This is a genomic window from Leptolyngbya subtilissima AS-A7 (genome assembly GCF_039962255.1).
GTDB lineage: Bacteria > Cyanobacteriota > Cyanobacteriia > Phormidesmidales > Phormidesmidaceae > Nodosilinea.
Window position 1 is genome coordinate 107,389 of sequence record NZ_JAMPKY010000012.1, and the last position, 17,924, is coordinate 125,312.

General features: G+C 58.5%; 17 protein-coding genes and 1 tRNA gene. 8 read left to right on the forward strand and 10 right to left on the reverse strand.

Annotated elements, in window-relative coordinates:
• Positions 1 to 42: 42 nt before the first annotated feature.
• Positions 43 to 1,392, reverse strand: coding sequence for an acetyl-CoA carboxylase biotin carboxylase subunit (accC, locus tag NC979_RS23065; protein WP_190519875.1), 1,350 nt, complete (start codon positions 1,390 to 1,392; stop codon positions 43 to 45).
• Between the two features lie 260 nt (positions 1,393 to 1,652).
• On the opposite strand from accC, the gene NC979_RS23070 reads away from it, so the two are divergent.
• Positions 1,653 to 1,734: transfer RNA gene (locus NC979_RS23070), tRNA-Leu, on the forward strand.
• A gap of 86 nt (positions 1,735 to 1,820) precedes the next feature.
• On the opposite strand, the gene NC979_RS23075 is transcribed toward NC979_RS23070, so the two are convergent.
• Entirely contained in the window at positions 1,821 to 2,558 is a 738-nt protein-coding gene (locus NC979_RS23075) for a DUF554 domain-containing protein (RefSeq protein WP_190519877.1), read from the reverse strand.
• A gap of 99 nt (positions 2,559 to 2,657) precedes the next feature.
• On the opposite strand from NC979_RS23075, the gene NC979_RS23080 reads away from it, so the two are divergent.
• Entirely contained in the window at positions 2,658 to 3,623 is a 966-nt protein-coding gene (locus tag NC979_RS23080; RefSeq protein ID WP_190519879.1) for an Npun_F2552 family protein, read from the forward strand.
• A 74-nt stretch (positions 3,624 to 3,697) separates the two neighbouring features.
• Here NC979_RS23080 and NC979_RS23085 read toward each other — a convergent pair whose 3' ends face one another.
• Both NC979_RS23085 and hemC read right to left on the reverse strand, forming a co-directional pair.
• Positions 3,698 to 5,035 carry a S41 family peptidase gene (locus NC979_RS23085; RefSeq protein WP_190519881.1) on the reverse strand — a complete coding sequence of 446 codons (1,338 nt, stop codon included), beginning with the start codon at positions 5,033 to 5,035 and terminating at the stop codon, positions 3,698 to 3,700.
• A 292-nt stretch (positions 5,036 to 5,327) separates the two neighbouring features.
• Complete coding sequence (gene hemC / locus NC979_RS23090; protein ID WP_190519883.1) at positions 5,328 to 6,305, reverse strand: hydroxymethylbilane synthase; 978 nt, start codon at positions 6,303 to 6,305, stop codon at positions 5,328 to 5,330.
• A 358-nt stretch (positions 6,306 to 6,663) separates the two neighbouring features.
• Here hemC and NC979_RS23095 point away from each other — a divergent pair, with 358 nt between their 5' ends.
• Genes NC979_RS23095 through NC979_RS23110 form a run of 4 tightly spaced genes read left to right on the forward strand, consistent with a single transcriptional unit; the run spans position 6,664 to position 9,246 of the window.
• Positions 6,664 to 7,860, forward strand: coding sequence for a tetratricopeptide repeat protein (locus tag NC979_RS23095; RefSeq protein WP_190519886.1), 1,197 nt, complete (start codon positions 6,664 to 6,666; stop codon positions 7,858 to 7,860).
• On the forward strand, positions 7,860 to 8,168 hold the full coding sequence (locus tag NC979_RS23100) for a TIGR03792 family protein (protein WP_190519888.1): 309 nt from the start codon (positions 7,860 to 7,862) through the stop codon (positions 8,166 to 8,168). The genes NC979_RS23095 and NC979_RS23100 overlap by 1 nt, the downstream gene beginning before the upstream one ends.
• Positions 8,169 to 8,189: 21 nt before the next feature.
• Positions 8,190 to 8,849 (forward strand): serine/threonine protein kinase, encoded by a 660-nt coding sequence (locus tag NC979_RS23105; protein WP_190519889.1) that lies wholly within the window; start codon positions 8,190 to 8,192, stop codon positions 8,847 to 8,849.
• A gap of 43 nt (positions 8,850 to 8,892) precedes the next feature.
• Positions 8,893 to 9,246, forward strand: coding sequence for a hypothetical protein (locus tag NC979_RS23110; RefSeq protein ID WP_190519891.1), 354 nt, complete (start codon positions 8,893 to 8,895; stop codon positions 9,244 to 9,246).
• Here NC979_RS23110 and NC979_RS23115 read toward each other — a convergent pair.
• The 3 genes from NC979_RS23115 to NC979_RS23125 form a co-directional block, all read right to left on the reverse strand.
• Positions 9,243 to 10,199, reverse strand: a complete 957-nt coding sequence (locus tag NC979_RS23115) for an alpha-E domain-containing protein (protein ID WP_190519893.1) — start codon at positions 10,197 to 10,199, stop codon at positions 9,243 to 9,245. The two genes, NC979_RS23110 and NC979_RS23115, sit on opposite strands and share 4 nt — an antisense overlap.
• A gap of 109 nt (positions 10,200 to 10,308) precedes the next feature.
• Positions 10,309 to 11,790, reverse strand: coding sequence for a circularly permuted type 2 ATP-grasp protein (locus NC979_RS23120; RefSeq protein WP_190519895.1), 1,482 nt, complete (start codon positions 11,788 to 11,790; stop codon positions 10,309 to 10,311).
• 373 nt (positions 11,791 to 12,163) lie between these two features.
• Complete coding sequence (locus tag NC979_RS23125) at positions 12,164 to 13,351, reverse strand: transaldolase (RefSeq protein WP_190519897.1); 1,188 nt, start codon at positions 13,349 to 13,351, stop codon at positions 12,164 to 12,166.
• A 286-nt stretch (positions 13,352 to 13,637) separates the two neighbouring features.
• On the opposite strand from NC979_RS23125, the gene NC979_RS23130 reads away from it, so the two are divergent.
• Entirely contained in the window at positions 13,638 to 15,077 is a 1,440-nt protein-coding gene (locus tag NC979_RS23130; RefSeq protein ID WP_431191111.1) for an IctB family putative bicarbonate transporter, read from the forward strand.
• Between the two features lie 90 nt (positions 15,078 to 15,167).
• On the opposite strand, the gene NC979_RS23135 is transcribed toward NC979_RS23130, so the two are convergent.
• Complete coding sequence (locus NC979_RS23135; RefSeq protein ID WP_190519901.1) at positions 15,168 to 15,494, reverse strand: hypothetical protein; 327 nt, start codon at positions 15,492 to 15,494, stop codon at positions 15,168 to 15,170.
• A 334-nt stretch (positions 15,495 to 15,828) separates the two neighbouring features.
• Positions 15,829 to 16,407 (reverse strand): SRPBCC family protein, encoded by a 579-nt coding sequence (locus NC979_RS23140; RefSeq protein WP_190519903.1) that lies wholly within the window; start codon positions 16,405 to 16,407, stop codon positions 15,829 to 15,831.
• Between the two features lie 96 nt (positions 16,408 to 16,503).
• On the opposite strand from NC979_RS23140, the gene NC979_RS23145 reads away from it, so the two are divergent.
• Positions 16,504 to 17,016 (forward strand): HugZ family pyridoxamine 5'-phosphate oxidase, encoded by a 513-nt coding sequence (locus NC979_RS23145; RefSeq protein WP_190519904.1) that lies wholly within the window; start codon positions 16,504 to 16,506, stop codon positions 17,014 to 17,016.
• Positions 17,017 to 17,023: 7 nt separating this feature from the next.
• On the opposite strand, the gene NC979_RS23150 is transcribed toward NC979_RS23145, so the two are convergent.
• Positions 17,024 to 17,902 carry a DMT family transporter gene (locus NC979_RS23150; RefSeq protein WP_190519906.1) on the reverse strand — a complete coding sequence of 293 codons (879 nt, stop codon included), beginning with the start codon at positions 17,900 to 17,902 and terminating at the stop codon, positions 17,024 to 17,026.
• Positions 17,903 to 17,924 lie beyond the last annotated feature (22 nt).

Here is a 17,924-nt window from a genome sequence, read left to right on the forward strand (position 1 = left end):
GTTGGTAACTTGGACGTTGCCAACACAGCATTTACGGTTTGACTACTTGATTGCCATCATCTCGGCGACAAAGTTGGTGTAGACATCGCCGCTGAGGAAGTTGGCGTTCTCCAGCACTTTTTGATGAAAGCCGATGGTGGTGGGCAGGCCGGTGATGGCGCACTCTCGCAGGGCGCGGCGCATGCGGCGAATGGCGGTGGGGCGGTCTGGCCCCCAAACAATCAGCTTGCCCACCAGCGAATCGTAGTAGGGCGGAATTTCATAGTCGGTATACACGTGGGAATCCATGCGCACACCCATGCCGCCGGGGGCGAGGTAGCCGCTAATGCGACCAGGGTTGGGGCGAAAATTGTGGTCGGGGTCTTCGGCATTAATGCGGCATTCAATCGCATGGCCGCGAATTTGAATCTCTGACTGGGTAAAGGGCAGCTTTTCGCCCTGGGCAATGGTGAGCTGGGCTGCAATCAGGTCAATGCCGGTAATCATCTCAGTGACGGGATGCTCAACCTGAATGCGGGTATTCATTTCCATAAAGTAGAAGTTGCCCTGGCTATCGACCAGGAACTCCACAGTGCCAGCCCCCACGTAGTTGATCGACTGGGCCGCCAGTACCGCCGCTGCCCCCATTTTTTCGCGCTGGTCTGCCGTGAGGCGAGGGCTGGGGGCTTCTTCAAGCAGCTTTTGGTGCCGCCGCTGAATTGAGCAGTCGCGTTCGCCCAGGTGCACCACGTTGCCGTAGCTATCGGCCAGGATCTGAAACTCGATGTGCCGGGGGCGATCGATAAACTTTTCCATATATACGCCAGAGTTGCCAAAGGCGGCCTGGGCCTCACCCTGGGCAGCCATAAAGGCCTTGACCAGCTCGGACTCGTTGTTGACCAGGCGCATGCCGCGCCCGCCGCCCCCAGCAGTGGCTTTAATCATCACCGGGTAACCAATTTCGCTGGCGACAGCGTAGGCTTCGGCTTCGTCGGTTAGCAGACCGCCGCTGCCCGGCACCGTGGGCACACCCACCTTTTGCATAGTGTCTTTGGCGGTCGATTTATCGCCCATTCGGCGAATGGAGTCGGGGGAGGGGCCAACAAAGACAATTTGGTGGTCGGCGCAGATTTCGGCAAAGCGGGCATTTTCGGCTAGAAAGCCGTAGCCGGGGTGAATGGCGCTGGCGTTGCGGGTCAGGGCCGCGGCAATAATGTTGGGAATGTTGAGGTAGCTTTTTTGGCTGGGGGCCTCGCCAATGCACACTGCTTCATCGGCCAGCTGCACATGGAGAGCGTGGCGATCGACAGTAGAGTGAACCGCAACGGTGGCTATGTCCATTTCTTCGCAGGTGCGGAGGATGCGCAGCGCGATTTCTCCCCGGTTGGCAATTAAAATCTTGGAAAAGCGCATGTACGTAGGGCAAATAGCAACAGACCATTGAGTTGTGGCGTAGCAGCCCAGCTAAGCAACCCCAGCCCACTGCCGCAACCGACCATCATCAGCATCATACGATGACGACGGTCGCTGATTCTATCACGGGGCTAGCGCAACAAATATTGCTGAAAATGTGCTCTTACAAGGGGGCCATTATGGTTTACTCTTATATATCTGAGCTGGTGCTGGGGCCAACATTTCCTCAGTTGCGCCCAACTAGCACCGTTCATACACCAGCGGATGTGGTGGAATCGGTAGACACGCACGCTTGAGGGGCGTGTGGCTTACGCTGTGCGAGTTCGAGTCTCGCCATCCGCATCAAATCCCTATGGATTGATTCAACAATGCCGGGTTGTAGTGCTACAGCCCGGCATTGTTGTTGGAGCCGATTTATTGAACGACTGCTATAGACGCTGGGCTAGGGCGATCGCCACGGGACACAGCAGCAGCGCGGGCAAAAATGACGCCACTCTCACCTGGCCAATTTCGAGCAGATTTAGCCCGATGCCCAAAATCATCAGCCCGCCGGTACCCGTGAGCAACAAAACCTGAGGACTCGTGGTTGGGTCGGTGAGAATAGTCCCCAACAGGCTGGCTAGCACCGACAACGCCCCCTGCACCCCCAGCACGCTGAGGGCAGAAAAGCCGACGCCAACACCATAGGTGCCAGTCAGGGCAATCGCCGCCAGCCCATCCATCGTAGACTTCAGCGTGAGCAGAGCATTGTCGCCCGACAGGCCGTTGTTGAGGCTGCCGACAATGGCCATAGGGCCAATGCAAAACAACAGGCTAGCCGCCACAAATCCTTCGGTAAAGCGGCCACCGCCTCGCACCCTAGCCTTGAGCCAATCGCCCAACACCGTGAGGCGTTTCTCAATCTGCCACCATTCGCCCAGCATCCCTCCCGCCGCCATTACCAGCAGCGCCAAGATGATGCCATCGATGGGGCCAGCGTCGATGGCAGACAGGTTACTGGCCATGGAGACCCCAATGACCAGGGTCATCAGCCCCACTGCCTGGGTGATAATTTGCTGCATTGACTTAGGCAGGCGGCTGCGCAGCATGAGTCCCAGTGTTGTGCCCAGCAAAATGGTGGCGACGTTAATCCAGGTGCCGCTGGTTTTGGCCCACAGGCTGAGCATAGTAAATTCCTCACGGGAGATGGTTGGGCAGATAGTAGGTGCGCGGCGCTTAGGTTCCGCGTTATTCTCCAATCAGACCATTTATTCTGGGAGAGTGCCATGGTGGTGCCAGTCAGTTTGATGCGCGCCCAGTCTTACCAAAGGGCCGAACTGGAGCGATCGCTCACTCAGCTACTCGCGCCCCTGGGAGGTATGGCGGCCTTTGTTAAGCCAGGCGATCGCGTGCTGCTCAAGCCCAACCTGCTGACTAGCGCCCGCCCTACTAAAGAATGCACTACCCGGCCTGAGCTAATTTACGCCGTGGCCCAGCAGGTCATGGCCGCTGGTGGCTTGCCTTTTTTGGGTGACAGCCCCGCCTTCGGCAGCGCCCGGGGTGTAGCCAAGGCCAACGGTTTGCTGCCCCTGGCCCAAGAACTCGGGCTACCGATCGTGGAGCTACATGGCGAGCGCTACCCTACCGACAATCCCGAGTTTGACCATCTGCGCCTCTCCAAAGAAGTGATGGAGGCCGATGTGGTGATCAACCTGCCCAAGGTCAAGTCCCACGTGCAGCTCACCCTAACCCTAGGGGTCAAAAACTTGTTTGGCTGCGTACCTGGCAAGATGAAGGCCTGGTGGCACATGGAAGCGGGCAAAGATGTGCAGCGCTTTGGCACCATGCTGGTAGAAACAGCGCGGCTGATCGATCCTGAGCTGACCATTGTGGACGGCATCGTGGGCCATGAGGGCAACGGACCCAGCGGCGGGGAACCTAGAGATTTAGGCGTACTGGGGGCCTCGGCCAACGTATTTGCCCTCGATCGCGCCATGGTCGCCCTGCTGGGGGTTGATCCGCTGACGGTGCCCACGGTAGCTCAGTCGATGCGGCTGGGAGTTTGCCCCGATTGGGAGGAAATAGCCTTTCCGCTGCTTACCCCCGAAGATCTTGGGGTGACCGACTGGCAGCTACCCGCCGAACTCATGCCCATTGACTTCGGCATGCCTCGGGTGGTGCAGTCCACCTTTAAGCACCTCTACATTCGCTTCATCAAAGAGCCGGTGACCGCCTACGCTGGGCGTCTCTAAGCCGGACGGATTTGAAACCAGAGCGGGAGGGTGCAGGATATGCGCCCTCCCGTTCTGAACAGTTGGTTTGGCCGTTACTCAGCCGGGTTGATGAGGCCTAAACGGCTAGCGCCAGTGGTCGGTCGGGTCTGGCTGGCGAGAATGGTTTGCTCTAGCACCTCGGCAGCACGGAGGTATTGGGTGTCGGCATCGGTGCCGAGCAGGGCGGGGTTGCTAAACAGCTCGCGGCGCTGGCGATCGCTCAAGCCCACCTCCACATCGGGGGTGATGCCCCGGCTGCTGATGTCGGTGCCATCGGGGGTGTAGTAGTGGGCTACGGTCACGGTCAGGCCAGAGCCATCGGTGAGCCCGTGGAGCGACTGCACTAGGGCTTTGCCGTAGGTGGTGTTGCCCACCACCGTGGCCCGGTCGTTGTCGCGTAGAGCCCCGGTCAAAATTTCGCTGGAGCTGGCCGAACGGCTATCAACCAGCACGGTCAGCGGCAGGTCGGTGAGGGCGGTGCGGTTGGCCGAAATCGCTTCGTCATTGCCCAGGCGATCGAGGGTGCGGACAATTTGTCCATGCTGCAGCCACATGCGGCTGATGTCAACGCTGGCCATCAGCAGTCCGCCAGGGTTGCCGCGCAGGTCAAGCACAAATCCTTCGACCCCAGCCTCGGTCAGGTTGCCAATCGCGTCGGCCATCTGCGCAGGGGCGTTAGCGTTGAACTCAATTAGTCGAATGTAGCCAATGGGGCGACCGCCCACCGTCTTTTGGGAGTATTCAACGGTAGGCAGATCCATGCGGGCGCGGGTCATGATTACGGTGCGGGGAGCGCCGCCGTCCCGAGAAACGGTAAGGGTTACCTGTGAGCCCTCGTTGCCCCGCAGCTGTTGCAGCACGCCCTCGGCGGTAAGCCGTTCGGTGCTTTGGCCGTCGACTAGCAGAATGCGATCGCCCGCAACAATCCCAGACAGCTCGGCTGGCGAACCTGGGGCCACGCTCGTCACTGCCACCGCCCCAGTCTGGCTATTGCGCTCTAGCCGCACGCCAATTCCCGAGGCTTCGCCAGAGGTCTGCTCGGTGAGGTCAGCGTATTCCGTCGGCGAGAGAAATCGGGTGTAGGGGTCATCGAGCTGCTGCAGGGCGGCCCGCAATGCCCCATAGGCCGCCTCTTTAGAGGTGTATTCCCGCCCGAGCAGATCTTGGCGCAGAGCTTGCCAATCAACTTGGTTAAAGCTGTCGTCTACGTACTCACGATTGATAATTTGCCAGGCTTCATCAATAACAACCTTAGGGCTGTCTTCGAACTCAGTGAGCGGTGTAGCGGCCAAGGCGGCCTCAGCGGCCACAGCAGCTACCAGGGGAATAAAGGCTAGGAGGGAAGGTTGCGCTAGAGACAGTAGTAGCCGGGGAAAGGAGGAAATTGACATCGTGTTAATACCAGCCTGGACACGGAGGGAAGACGAGTCGGGGCCACAAACATCCGGCCAATCTTGAGCTTATTGTGACCGATGGTTTATCTCTTTGGCCAGATGCAGAAGCTACTTTGTGGAGATTTTAGGCTTTTCTTTAGTTCTGCTGGGTAAATGGGGCCGCTTTTCAAATTGGCCCCCTGATTACCTTGAGCTGGCGCTTGCTCATTAAACATTGGTCTACCCACCCCCTAGCGAGTTGGTAGACCAGACTGGCAGGCTTTAGCCATGAGATGCGATCGCAGCTTACCTAAGCACGGCTGGTGGCGTTGATCTCATCCAAAATGGTCTGCGCTCCCTCGGCTCGCAGATGCCGGGCTAGCTGTTCGCCCAACGCTTCGGCTTCAGCCACTGGCCCCTGCACAACGTTCTTAATCACCCGCTGGCCGTCGAGGCTGGCTACCAGACCGGTGAGGGTCAGGGTGTCGCCCGCCAGTTCCGTATTCACGCCAATGGGTACCTGACAGCCACCCTCTAGCTCGCGCAAAAAGGCACGTTCAGCCAGACAGCGGGCGGTGGTGGGTTCGTGGGAAAGCACGCTCAGCAGCTTGAGAATTTCCTCGTCACCAGTGCGGCACTCGATGCCCAGGGCACCCTGCCCCACGGCGTGGAGAGAGATCTCGGCGGGAAGAATTTCGTGGATGCGATCGCTCATATCCATGCGCTGAAGGCCCGCCGCCGCCAGAATAATGCCGTCGTAGCCGCCCTCGTCAAGCTTGCGCAGGCGAGTGTTGAGGTTGCCGCGAATGTCTTTGAAGGTGAGGTGGGGATAGTGGTGACGCAGCTGGGCCAGCCGCCGCAGGGAGGAGGTGCCAATTACCGCGCCCTCGGGCAGGGTAGCCAGGGTCTTGTCCTTGTTTTTCTCGTGGACGACCAGGGCATCGGCTGGGTCTTCGCGGTGGGTGATGCAGCCCAGCATCAGCCCCTCGGGCAGACGGGTGGGCAAGTCTTTGAGGGAGTGCACGGCAAAGTCGCTGTCGCCCCGCAGCATGGTGTCTTCCAGCTCTTGGGTAAACAGGCCCTTGTCGCCAATTTTGGAGAGCGACACGTCGAGTACTTTGTCGCCTTGGGTCTCCATGGTGACAATTTCAAAGGCGAGATTGGGGAAGTGCCGCTGCAACTCATCCCGCACCCAGTGGGTTTGAATCAGCGCCAGCTGGCTCTTGCGAGACACGATGCGAACGGTGCGCCGGGAAGTCGAAACGGTGGGGGATGCGGTGGATTGCATAGTCTGAAACAAGCTTGCAAAGGGTTAGTAACGGCGCTACGACAACCGCCATTTACGTCAGGATCCTGGGGAGATCGGCCTAGGCAGTTGTGGGCCAAACAGCCATCCCGATCAACGGACGAGGCAACCGGTCTTCAGCCGTTTGGGCAGCGCTATGGGTAGGGCGGTTAAATCACTGCCGAATCTTCAGGTTACAGGATGCGGCTCCCTCTAGGGTGAGCCTTCCAGAGATGTTACGGGGTTGTCACATTAGGGGGTTAGCGGCGTTTATGATGGGTGAGCAGCTTGGGAAAAACCGTTGCCTCGCCAGTTTTTTGCACCCCGTTTTTTACCGACAAATAGGCCGCTCACTCGCCTATTGGGCAGTCTTTCTGTGGCGATCGCCCTTACCCTCAGCACCACTCCCCTGGCACTGGCCCAGGCGCTGCGCCCGGAAGTTCGATTTCCCTTTTTGGCCGACCCGCTGCAAGACAACCCCCTCGACCCGCTGCTGCCGCCGAGGCCGACAGTGTCTCGCCCCCTCAGCCCGCTAGAGCTTTACGCTCTGGAGCAAGAACTTGACCAGCTGGCCCTAGAGGCGATCGCCCTAGATGAAGCGGGGGAATTAGAGGCGGCCCGCCTTGTCTGGCGGCGGGAAATTCGCCTGCGCCGCCTGGTAGGCATTGACGCCGAGCTCGCCGCCATTGGGCGGGTAGGCCAGGTGCTGCGCGATCGCAACGCCACCCCCGATCTACAGCTTTACGCCCTGCGCCTCGACGAGATTCGCGCCGACCTCACGCTGCCAGATGACGCCGATCGCCTAGAGGGCATGGCCACCACCTACGAAGTGCTAGGGGATGTCGATGCCGCTGCCGAAATCCGCCGCGATCTAGCCGATGCCGCCCTGGTCGGAGGCGATGGCGCTGAGCACCGCCGCCAGCTCGATGCCCTGGCGGTGCTGCGGGCCGACTGGTTTTACTTTCCGGAGGCGGCCCAGGTTTATGGCGAGCTGGTGGCGCTAGCCCAAACCGGCGGCAATCGCGACGACGAAATTCGCTACCTCGGGCTCCAGGCCGAGAATCTGGAGGAGGCTCAGGATTTTGCTGGGGCGATCGCCTTACAGCAGCGCCTGCTCACCCTCTACCAAAGCGACGAAAGCCTGTGGCCGCAAATTGCTGCCCTACAGCACCGGGTTGCCAACAACTACCGCACCCTGGGCGATCTCGACACCGCCTCCCGCCAGTACCAAATTGCCTACACCAATGCGATCGAGCAACAGCAGCTCGAGGTGGCCGCGATCGCCATCAACGATTTAGCCGAAATCTACAAGACCCTCGGCCGCTGGGCCGATGTGGGCTACCTCTACGAACAGCTCCTGCTGGTAGAGCAGCAGGCCCACAGCGCCTACGGCATGATGGCGGCCTACGACCAGCTGGGCCAGGTGCACGAGCAGTTAGGGGCCACTCCGTCAGCCCTGGCCGCTTACCGAGAAGGGCTGGTGCTGGCGCGAGTGCTCGGCTCCCAACAAACTTACTTTGAAGAACAGATTGCCCGTCTCCTAGAGGAAGCATCCTAATGGTGATTGAATGGCTCACCTTCGCGGTCGATCCCGAAAACCGTGAAACCTTTGTTCGCCTCGACAACGATATCTGGACAGCTGCCTTGAGCCAGTATCCTGGCTTTATCTCCAAGGAAGTGTGGATTTCACCCGATTTGCTCGACCAGGTGGTGTATGTCGTGCGCTGGCAAACTCGCGAGCAGTGGAAGGCCATTCCTCAAGCCGATTTAGATGCGATCGAACAGCAGTTTGACGCTGCCGTAAATTTCTCCTACCGCATGATCGATGCCCGCGAATACCAGGTGCGGCGCTACCCTTCCCCCTAACCGGCAAACTCATCTCACCCCATGCTGGACCCAATTCAGGCGCTAGTAAAACGCGTTCGCCAAGAGCTACTGCCAAACCTGCACCTAGAGAGTATCGACCCTTGCGATCCGGTCGTAGTGCATCGGCTGCCAGTGCCCTGGAACTGCCTGGGGGCCGGGAACTATGCGGCCGTGTTTGTGCACCCTGACTATCCCGATCAGGTCGTCAAGGTCTATGCTCCCGGCCGACCGGGGATTGAGGCGGAGGTGGAAGTCTATCGCCGTTTGGGCGAGCATCCTGCCTTTTCGCAGTGCTACTTCAGTGAAACTCCCTTTTTGATTTTGAGGCGTCTGCCTGGGGTAAACCTATACGACTCACTGCACCGGGGCATTGACATTCCGCCCCAGGTAATTCGAGATATTGATGCTGCCTTGGCCTACGCCCGCCAGCGGGGGCTGTTTCCCCACGATGTCCACGGGCGCAATGTGATGCAGAACGAGGGGCGCGGGGTGGTAGTTGATGTGTCTGATTTTTTAAATACAGCGCCCGATCGCGCCTGGCAGGACGTCAAACGGGCCTACTGGTGGATCTATCGTCCTTTTTTTCGCCCCTTGGGCCTGCGAATGCCCTACGTTATGTTGGACTGGGTGCGGGTTGGGTATCGCCTATTTCGCCGTCTGGTGGGCGTTGGCCTGCGCTAGCATACGGCCATAGTTGTTGACGGTATGCGCTGCCCCCGTTGCTATGCTCTCGTGCCCCCGCTGCCAAGCCCCCATCGAACTCACCACGATTCAGTGCCCCCGTTGCCAGCTGACCCTCAAGGCCCACGGGCACCCCGGCATGCCGCTGCACCGCACCGAGGGGGATGAGCCCCTCTGCGCCACCTGCCGCTACGACGCCGACGACACCTGCAACTTTCCCCAGCGCCCCCAGGCCACAACCTGCACCCTGTACCGCTCAGTCAAGCCTGCTGAAGACCTGGCGCTGCCCGGCCCTGCGCTCGGTCAGCGCCTGAATTTTTGGCTGCGCAACCATCCGGGACTGATGGCCCTGGGGGGGCTACTGTTGCTGAGCCTGGTGCTGGTGCTGGTGCGCTAGGGCAGTGAGGCTGGCTCTAGGGCGAAAAAGTCAGAGAATACTTGCCCGCCGACAGTGTTGAGCCGGGTTTGCAGATCGTCGAGAAATTCGTGTAGGCCCCGCTGGGTAATTTCGTCGATGGTGAGGTAGTCAAGCTCTGAGCGCAGGCGGCCAAGGGCGCGATCGCTACCGGTTCGCCAGGTGCCCATCGAGGTGCCGGAGATCTGATGGAGCGATCGCTCCGCTTCAATCAGACAAAACTGAATTGAGCGGGGAAATTCCCGATTGAGAATCAAAAACTCCGTCACTCCGCGTGGGGTGATTCGGTACTGGCACTTGCGGTACATTTCGTAGGCGCTGGCCGACTTCAGCAGGGCAATCCACTGCAAATCGTCGAGGGGCGAGCCCACGTCAGTCACCGAGGGCAGCAAAATGAAGTACTTCACGTCGAGAATGCGGGCGGTTTTATCGGCCCGCTCCAGCAGTCGCCCTAGTTGACCAAAGTGCCAGCCCTCGTTGTGGGCCATGGTGGCATCCATCACCCCGGCAAATAGATGGCTAGCCATCTTCACTTCCGGGAAAAAGTTGTGCAGCTCCGACAGCAGCCCGACGTTGGCAGCCTCATTCACCATTAGATAGAACGAGTTCACCTGCTCCCACATTTCTGAGGAAATGACCTCCCGCACCGATCGCGCATTCTCCCGCGCCGACCTGAGGCAGGAGATGATCGAATTGGGGTACTCGCGATCAAAAGTGAGAAATTTCAGAATATTCTCCGCCGAAGCCTCTCCATAGCGGGCCTTGAACAGCCCCTGATCGCCAGTAGTTCTGACCAGGGGCTCCCACTGTTGCTCCATGCCGGGAGGGGCATCCAGCAGTAGATTCAAGTTGACATCCACAAAGCGGGCCACGTTTTCGGCCCGCTCCACATAGCGGTTTAGCCAGTAGATCGAATCGGCGACGCGGCTCAGCATGGGGGTGAGGAAGTAGAGGGGTGAGGGGGTAGGGGGGTGAGGGAGTTAGGGAGGGATGGCTAGGTGGATGATTTTAGGAGTGACAAAACTCTTCTAAACAATCAATTGCTTACACTCCCACTCCTTCAAGGTGAATGGGCAATTTGGCGTTGGGATCGACGGATTTCACGACCCAGGTGTCTTTGCTGCCGCCGCCCTGGGAAGAATTCACCACCAAAGAGCCGCGCTTGAGGGCGACGCGGGTGAGACCACCGGGGTTCACGTAGATATCTTGGCCGTAGAGAATGTAGGGCCGAAGATCGACATGGCAGCCCTCGAAGGTGTCTTCGATCAGGGTGGGTACCCGCGACAGGCAGAGGGTGGGCTGGGCGATGTAGCCGCGGGGGTTAGCGCGAATGCGATCGCCAAACTCAACCCTTTGCTCCTCGGTGGCATGGGGGCCGACCAGCATGCCGTAGCCGCCGGAGGCGTTAGTCGCCTTCACCACCAGCTGATCTAAGTTATCGAGCACGTGGGCCTGCTGAGTGGCGTCTTCGCACAGGTAGGTGGGCACGTTGGGGATCAGCTGGTCTTCGTCGAGGTAGTAGCGAATCATCTGCGGCACGTAGGCATAGACCAGCTTGTCGTCGGCGACGCCGGTGCCGAGGGCGTTCGCTAGGGCCACCCGCCCAGACCGATACACCTCCATCAGCCCCGGCACCCCCAGCAGCGAATCAGGCCGAAAGGCTAGGGGATCGATAAAGTCATCATCGATGCGGCGATACACCACATCGACTCGCTCTAGCCCTTTGGTGGTGCGCATTTTCAGGTAGCCGTCCGACACCACCAGGTCACGCCCTTCCACCAGTTCGACCCCCATCTGCTGGGCCAAAAACGAATGCTCAAAGTAGGCCGAGTTGTACATGCCGGGGGAAAGCACCGCCACCCGAGGGTTCATCAGCGTCTCAGGCACCAGGTTTAGCAGCGTTTCGAGCAGCTGGCTGGCGTAGTCATCCACCGCCGCGATATCCATTGCCGCAAACAGGTGGGGAAAGGTGTTCTTCATCACCCGCCGGTTTTCGAGTACGTAGGAGATGCCCGAGGGGCAGCGCATGTTGTCTTCGAGCACATACCAGGTGCCCTCTTTGTCGCGCACCAAGTCGGTGCCGGTGATGTGGCACCAGATGTTGTTGGGTGGGTTGAGGCCTATGCAGGGCTTGAGAAATCCAGGGGCCGACTCCACCACATGGCGCGGAATCACGCCATCGTTCAAAATCTTCTGATCGTTGTAAACGTCGTGGATAAAGCAGTTGATCGCATAAATGCGCTGCTTGAGGCCCTTTTCAATCCATTCCCAATCGTGCCCTGGCACAATGCGCGGAATCACATCGAAGGGAAAAATGCGCTCGGTGCCCTGATTGTCGCTGTAGACATTAAAGGTGACACCCAGCTTAAACAAGGCGTTTTGCACCGCTTTTTGCCGCTGCTGTAGCTCTACCAACGACATGGCGTTGACCCGCCGCACCAACAGCTCGGCTTCGGGGCGAGGCTGGCCCTGGCTTAAAAACAGTTCGTCAAAAAAGTCGCCGGGGTCATAGGCGTCAAATAGCACCAGGGGTCTCCTAAAAATCCAGGGTTAGGGGTCATCTCTATGGTGCCTGGGTCGCTAGCCAGCACAGCAATAGGAATGGGGCAGGGCTTTTCTCAGGGGTAGAGAAAAGCACAGTAGCTCTAACCAATACTGGGGTAAGGGCGCGACAAGCTGTAGCGCTCAATACGGTTTTGCGGAAACACCCTGGCAGAGCCACCAAACCCAGCCCAGCGATCGCGGGCTAGGTCAGGCAACTGTATAAGACAATCGCCAGCTGAACCCGCATTTAGGCTCGGCTGGCGATCGCTAACCAGCTCAGAATTTTCCCATGCCCGTATCGACGACGGGAAACTTCAGGTTCTCAAAGGCCTGAATTATCTCAACCCTAGAAAATTTAGACCTGAGCAATCTCAAAGGCAGGCCCCAGTCCGGCAACAATCTCCGAGGAGGAAAGCCTACCGTCGTGGTCGAGGTCAAGGGCATCGAAGGCGGCATCGGTGCCAAGCCATTCTTCCCGAGTAATAAAGCCGTCACCGTCTAGGTCATAGGCTTTGAATAGGTCAAACTGGTCATCCCGAGCGGTGGTGGTCGTGCCGTTGCTCTCGGTGAGCTGAGTCAGACGGGTAGCAAGCAAGCCCTCTAGGGCTTCGAGGGCCTTACTAAACCCTGTAATGCCTTCGTCGAGCTTTTCGGTGGCCATGCGATCGCTCTCATGCATCGACCGGAAAGTTGCTTCATCGATGGAGATCTGCTCAATATCCAGCGACGCGGCCTTGGCGGGGTCGAGCTTGCGGGGCAGGTCGGCCTGAGTCTCGTCGAGATTAGCCAACAGCTGGGGTGAGATGGTCAGCAGATCGCAGCCCGCCAACTCGGTAATTTCGCCTACGTTGCGGAAGCTGGCCCCCATCACCTCAGTTTTGTAGCCAAACTTCTTGTAGTAGTTGTAGATCTCGGTCACCGACAGCACACCGGGGTCTTCGGGAGCGGAGTACTCTTCGCGACCGGTATCTTTTTTGTACCAGTCAAGGATGCGACCCACAAAGGGAGAAATCAGGGTAGTGCCAGCTTCGGCACAGGCGATCGCCTGGTGAATGCCAAACAGCAGGGTGAGGTTGCAGTGAATGCCCTCTTTCTCAAGAATCTCAGCGGCTTTAATGCCCTCCCAGGTAGAGGCAATTTTGATTAGCACCCGCTCGGGGGTAATGCCCAGCTTGTCGTACTGGGCGATAATATCGCGGGCGGTGGACACGGTGGCTTCGGTGTCGTAGGAGAGGCGAGCATCGACCTCGGTAGAAACCCGGCCAGGGATAATGCCCAAAATCTTGTGGCCAAAGGCGACCGCCAGACGATTAAAGGCCAGGTTAGCCACGTCTTTATCCGATGCGCCCTCTCCGGCATCGGCCTTGGCCTTGAGCAGGGTGTCATCAACAATGGCCTGGTACTGGGGCATCTGCGCCGCCGCCGTAATCAATGAAGGGTTGGTGGTGGCGTCGCGGGGGGTAAATTTCTCAATGGCTTGAATGTCTCCGGTGTCGGCGACAACAACGGTCATTTGCCGAAGCTGCTCTAAGAGGCTGGCCATGGGTTTCTCCTCAAATTTGGGGGCAAAAGGGGACTTCTGGTGTTGACTTCATTGTAAACAGGGGATTCTGAGCCAGGCATTAACCCTTAGTTAAAGCTACAGGGCAGTTACAAAACATTGTGTGCCCCCTAAACGAGCCCCCATTACTAACGGTTTCTTAAGGGTTCGGGATTCAAGGTATAGGGTTCAAGGCGGCGTCTTAAACCCTGTACCTTGAACCCTATACCCGGTTTTCACTGCCAAGAGAAATTAACCGATTGCTTCAACTCGGTCAAAGCTTGGCATGATGGGAGGGATTTTATCGGCGATCGCCCCTCTTCAATCAATGCTGACTGACTTTTGGCAACAGCTCACCCTCTCTGGTTTTGCCCTAGAACAGTGGCGCGATGCCAGCCTGATCCATCGGCTGCTGGCTCCGCTGCGGCGGTGGCGGCAGGGCAGCTGGCTGCTGCGCTGGGGTGACTGGATTGGCCTGGCCATTGTGGTGGTGCTGTTTGCCCTGGCTCCCTACGTCTCGACCACGCTGATTGGGGTGCTGCTGCTGGCGGCGGCAGCCCTGTGGGCCTTGCTCACCCTCACCGATGAAGCCGGGGTGGGCCTATCGCCGGTTCACCTGACGGTGGCGGTCTACTGGGGAGTGATGGTGCTGGCCACGGCTCTTTCGCCTGTGCGCGGGGCGGCTGTCAGCGGGCTGATCAAGCTGACGCTGAATATCTTGCTGTTTTTGCTGATTGCGCGGGTAGCGCGACGGCCTCGGGCCAGGGGCCTGCTGATTTTGGCCTACATTTTGACTACCTTACCGGTGGCGATATACGGCCTGCGGCAATATTTCTTTGGGGCAACCGCCCTAGCCACCTGGGTAGACAGCAAATCGGCGGTGGCTGATGTGACGCGGGTGTACAGCTTTTTGGGCAACCCTAATTTGCTGGCGGGCTACCTTATTCCGGGGGTGATGCTGAGCGCGGCGGCTGTGTTTGCCTGGCCCCGCTGGGCACCAAAGGGTCTAGCCCTGCTGGCCACCTTGATCAACACTCTATGCCTGATTTTGACCTTGAGCCGCGGCGGCTGGATTGGCTTTTTGATCGCAGGCTTTGTACTGATGACGCTGCTGGTGCAGTACTGGAGTGTTTGGTTTTCGCCATTTTGGAAGCGCTGGGCGCTGCCGCTGTTGCTGGGTGGAGCGGCGGCAGTAGTCATAGCAGGGGTAATCGCGGTCGATTCGCTGCGGGCGCGGGTATTGAGTATCTTTGTGGGCCGGGCCGACAGCAGCAACAATTTTCGCATGAATGTCTGGGCCGCCGTCATTGACATGGTTCGCGCTCGCCCTATTTTGGGCATCGGTCCCGGCAATGATGCCTTCAACGCGGTTTATCCCCTCTTTCAACGGCCTCGCTATACCGCTCTGAGCGCCTACTCAGTCTTTTTAGAAGTGCTAGTGGAGGGAGGAATTATCGGGTTGACGGCGTTTCTGTGGCTGCTGCTGCTAATTTTTCACCAGGCCTGGGTACAACTCCAGCGACTGCGAGCCACGCAAGATCAGCAGGGCTACTGGCTGATGGGGGCGATCGCCTCGATTAGCGGCATCCTCGGCCAGGGCATTGCCGACACCGTGATGTATCGGCCTCAAATCAGTACGCTGTGGTGGATGGCGATCGCCTTGGTGGCCAGCTACTATCCGGCGCAGCAGGCATGGAGCGGGCGATCGTTTAAGGTGCGCCAGGAGTAGCCAGTTGATTGGAACAGCTTGCTGGCCAGGCCCACGAACCTAGCAATCTATAACCAAAGATAGATTCGTCTTTTGAGTTGTCAAAGTACGTTAGTAGCTGTCTTCCATGCCTTCGGTGCCGTCCCAAGTGGGGTGGGGCAAAAGCTTGACTTTGCCTTTTTGAGGCAGCTCTTGGCCAACGGATAGAGTTCCCCCATTGAGCGCCAAGTGAGCTTTTAAGCGCCTTTTGGCCTCCGCCATGGAGCTTACTCGGAAATTGAGAATGTAGAGGTAGGGTGAGGGACTCTGATCTAAGTCAGTAGCGCTTTCCCAAATGCGCAGCCGAATGCCGTCGGCATCGGGCACGATCTTGTAGAACAGCAGATGATCGACGTCGGGGGCATAGCGGCTGAGGTTAGCGGAAAGCGGAGTTTGCATGTCCTAAAGACCAGAATCAAACGACCAGAAGAACGATTAGCCGGCAGCAGCACCTTCACCTTCTTTGAGAGTACCCATAGCCAGGGTCACAATCTAAGGGGTCTTTATGAATTCCTTACAGTCATTTCGTGGAATTCCCGGAACAATCGGCATCCGGATAAATATTACAACCTGTAAGAAATTGGCCTTGGTTTTGGCCAGGTTCTGATTAGACTACCCTAACGCTTATAGAGCAAAGCGTTGGGGATCATTGATTTAAGTATCGAACAAGTTGCGGTTGCCCGTCGACCTTTTTGCTCTGATCTGCGTAAAAATGCCTAAGATTTTATGTTTCCTAAAGATTAAGCGAAGTTGTTCTGCGCTCCATTTCGCCGCGCAGGGCCTTGATGGTGTCGACTAAGCCAGCCTCAAACAAGTTATAAAACATTGACTTGAAAGGACCGACATCTGCTTCGGCCCGCACCTGTTGCGAGAGTAGCCGCACCGGCTCAGTGCCCGGGGCTAGGGTGGCGGTGTCGATGCGCCAGTGGCCATACATATACTCCAAGTTGCCCTTGAGCAGTCGAAAGCTAATTTGCTGACCGTCCAGTTCCAGGTTTTCGGTCAGCACCGTCGATTCCATAGTGGTGAGCAGAATGCGACGGCGATCGAGCTGCTCGACTACGGTGCGATCGCCGTCAATCTCGACCACGCGGCTTTTTACCACCGTTGGCAAAAATTGGTAGAAGTTGTCATAGTCGGTCAGCACGTTCCAAGCCGTAGCGTGGGATGCCGGGGTAGCGGCCATAATTCCATACTGGCCTTTGCCACCCTTCACCAACACATCGCGTTTGGCTAAGGTCGCCCAATCAGCCGGGGTTAGTTTGCCCAGATAGGCCTCAGCGGGCTGAACCTGACGAGATAAACGCGACATAATATCCAGAGTGCCAAAACTCAATTACTGTAGCGCTAAGCCGCAGTGGCGGCACAGCCCTGCTCTGTTGTTTTTATAGCTTACTGCCATTCGCCAATGCCTAGTTTTGCAGCGGTTTTAGCGGCTTACCAAGACTTGCCCAGCCGGGTATACAGCCTGATGCTGAGCACCGTTAACAGCGATGGTCAGCCCCACGCCAGCTATGCGCCCTATGTCATGGACGCGGACTACCAGATCTACATCTTTACCAGCGGGCTGTCGGCCCACACCGCAAACCTGCAAAGCAGTGGTTTAGCGAGCGTCTTATTGATTGAAGACGAAGCAGTCGCCTCCCAAGTGTTTGCCCGACAGCGGATTGCCTACGACTGCCAGGCTAGCCTGCTGCCCCGGGGTACCGCTGATTGGGAGGCGGTGGCCGATCGCTTTGAGCAGCGCTTTGGGGAGATTATCCCCATGCTGCGATCGCTCGACGACTTTCAAATCTTTTGTCTCAGCCCCCAGGCCGGACGATTTGTGATGGGGTTTGGCGCTGCCTACGCCGTTGACCCTCAAAACCTGAGTCAGCTGATTGGCCCACCTCAAACGGGCCCCGACAACGCCACCGCTTAATGACTATCTAGCCATTCACTAGAATGCCGATGCCGGCTAGGGCCACCACCGCCCCCACCACTGCCCGCAGGCTGACTCGATCGCCCAGAACCGCCGCTAAGGGCAGCACAAACAGCGGACTGGTAGAGGTCAGCGCCTGGGCGACACCAGTAGCAGTGTACTTCAGCGCCATCTGCTGAAGGTAAATGGCCAGGTAGGTACCAAAGCCAGCCGCCAGGGCCACCCCGGCCAATAACTTGGGCGATCGCAGGGGCCTGAGCTGCTCCACTACTAGCCCCTGCCAGCGCAAAATTCCCACAATGATAATGAAGCCGCCCCCCAGCCGCAGCAGCGAGCTCCACATGGGGGCAACCTCGGTGTCGGCCAGCACGGCCCGCGACATCACTGCTCCGGTGGCCTGCCCCAGGGCTGCCAGCACCCCATACAGCACGCCCCGATAGTCGGCTCGGCCAGGGGCCGCCCCCGGCGCTCGCTCAGCGATCACCCACACCACCCCAGCCAGGGTGAGCCCTATGCCTAGCCAGGCCCGTCCGCTGAGAGTCTCCTGCAAGAACACCAGGGCCAGCAGGGCCGCCAGGGGGGGAGCCAGAGTTTCGAGCAGCAGCGCCCGCCGAGGACCAAGGTGGTTGATGGCAGCAAAGTACGCTGTATCACCCAAACCAATACCAATCACACCGCTGAGAGCCAAAATGCTTACGGCTTGGCGATCTAGGCCCGCCGCACTCTGGCCTATTAGCACCAGGGTTAGGGAGAGCAGCACCAGGGCGATCGCTCCCTTGGCCAGGTTGAGCACCAGCGGCGACAGCGACTTGCCCAGCCGCCCAAAAACCACCGTGGCCACCGCCCACAAAAAGGCGGCCATCAGGGCCGCTAGTTCACCTCGCATAACTGGGAAAGCCCTGCTTTAC

Excerpts from the sequence above, each read along its gene's own strand:
- NC979_RS23105 (WP_190519889.1), top strand. The coding sequence starts at position 8,190 with ATGCTGGACCCAATTCAGGCGCTAGTAAAACGCGTTCGCCAAGAGCTA.
- NC979_RS23130 (WP_431191111.1), top strand. The coding sequence starts at position 13,638 with ATGGGAGGGATTTTATCGGCGATCGCCCCTCTTCAATCAATGCTGACT.
- NC979_RS23085 (WP_190519881.1), bottom strand. The coding sequence starts at position 5,035 with ATGTCAATTTCCTCCTTTCCCCGGCTACTACTGTCTCTAGCGCAACCT.
- NC979_RS23150 (WP_190519906.1), bottom strand. The coding sequence starts at position 17,902 with ATGCGAGGTGAACTAGCGGCCCTGATGGCCGCCTTTTTGTGGGCGGTG.
- NC979_RS23100 (WP_190519888.1), top strand. The coding sequence starts at position 7,860 with ATGGTGATTGAATGGCTCACCTTCGCGGTCGATCCCGAAAACCGTGAA.
- NC979_RS23135 (WP_190519901.1), bottom strand. The coding sequence starts at position 15,494 with ATGCAAACTCCGCTTTCCGCTAACCTCAGCCGCTATGCCCCCGACGTC.
- NC979_RS23125 (WP_190519897.1), bottom strand. The coding sequence starts at position 13,351 with ATGGCCAGCCTCTTAGAGCAGCTTCGGCAAATGACCGTTGTTGTCGCC.
- hemC (WP_190519883.1), bottom strand. The coding sequence starts at position 6,305 with ATGCAATCCACCGCATCCCCCACCGTTTCGACTTCCCGGCGCACCGTT.
- accC (WP_190519875.1), bottom strand. The coding sequence starts at position 1,392 with ATGCGCTTTTCCAAGATTTTAATTGCCAACCGGGGAGAAATCGCGCTG.
- NC979_RS23145 (WP_190519904.1), top strand. The coding sequence starts at position 16,504 with ATGCCTAGTTTTGCAGCGGTTTTAGCGGCTTACCAAGACTTGCCCAGC.
- NC979_RS23115 (WP_190519893.1), bottom strand. The coding sequence starts at position 10,199 with ATGCTGAGCCGCGTCGCCGATTCGATCTACTGGCTAAACCGCTATGTG.
- NC979_RS23110 (WP_190519891.1), top strand. The coding sequence starts at position 8,893 with ATGCTCTCGTGCCCCCGCTGCCAAGCCCCCATCGAACTCACCACGATT.
- NC979_RS23140 (WP_190519903.1), bottom strand. The coding sequence starts at position 16,407 with ATGTCGCGTTTATCTCGTCAGGTTCAGCCCGCTGAGGCCTATCTGGGC.
- NC979_RS23075 (WP_190519877.1), bottom strand. The coding sequence starts at position 2,558 with ATGCTCAGCCTGTGGGCCAAAACCAGCGGCACCTGGATTAACGTCGCC.
- NC979_RS23080 (WP_190519879.1), top strand. The coding sequence starts at position 2,658 with ATGGTGGTGCCAGTCAGTTTGATGCGCGCCCAGTCTTACCAAAGGGCC.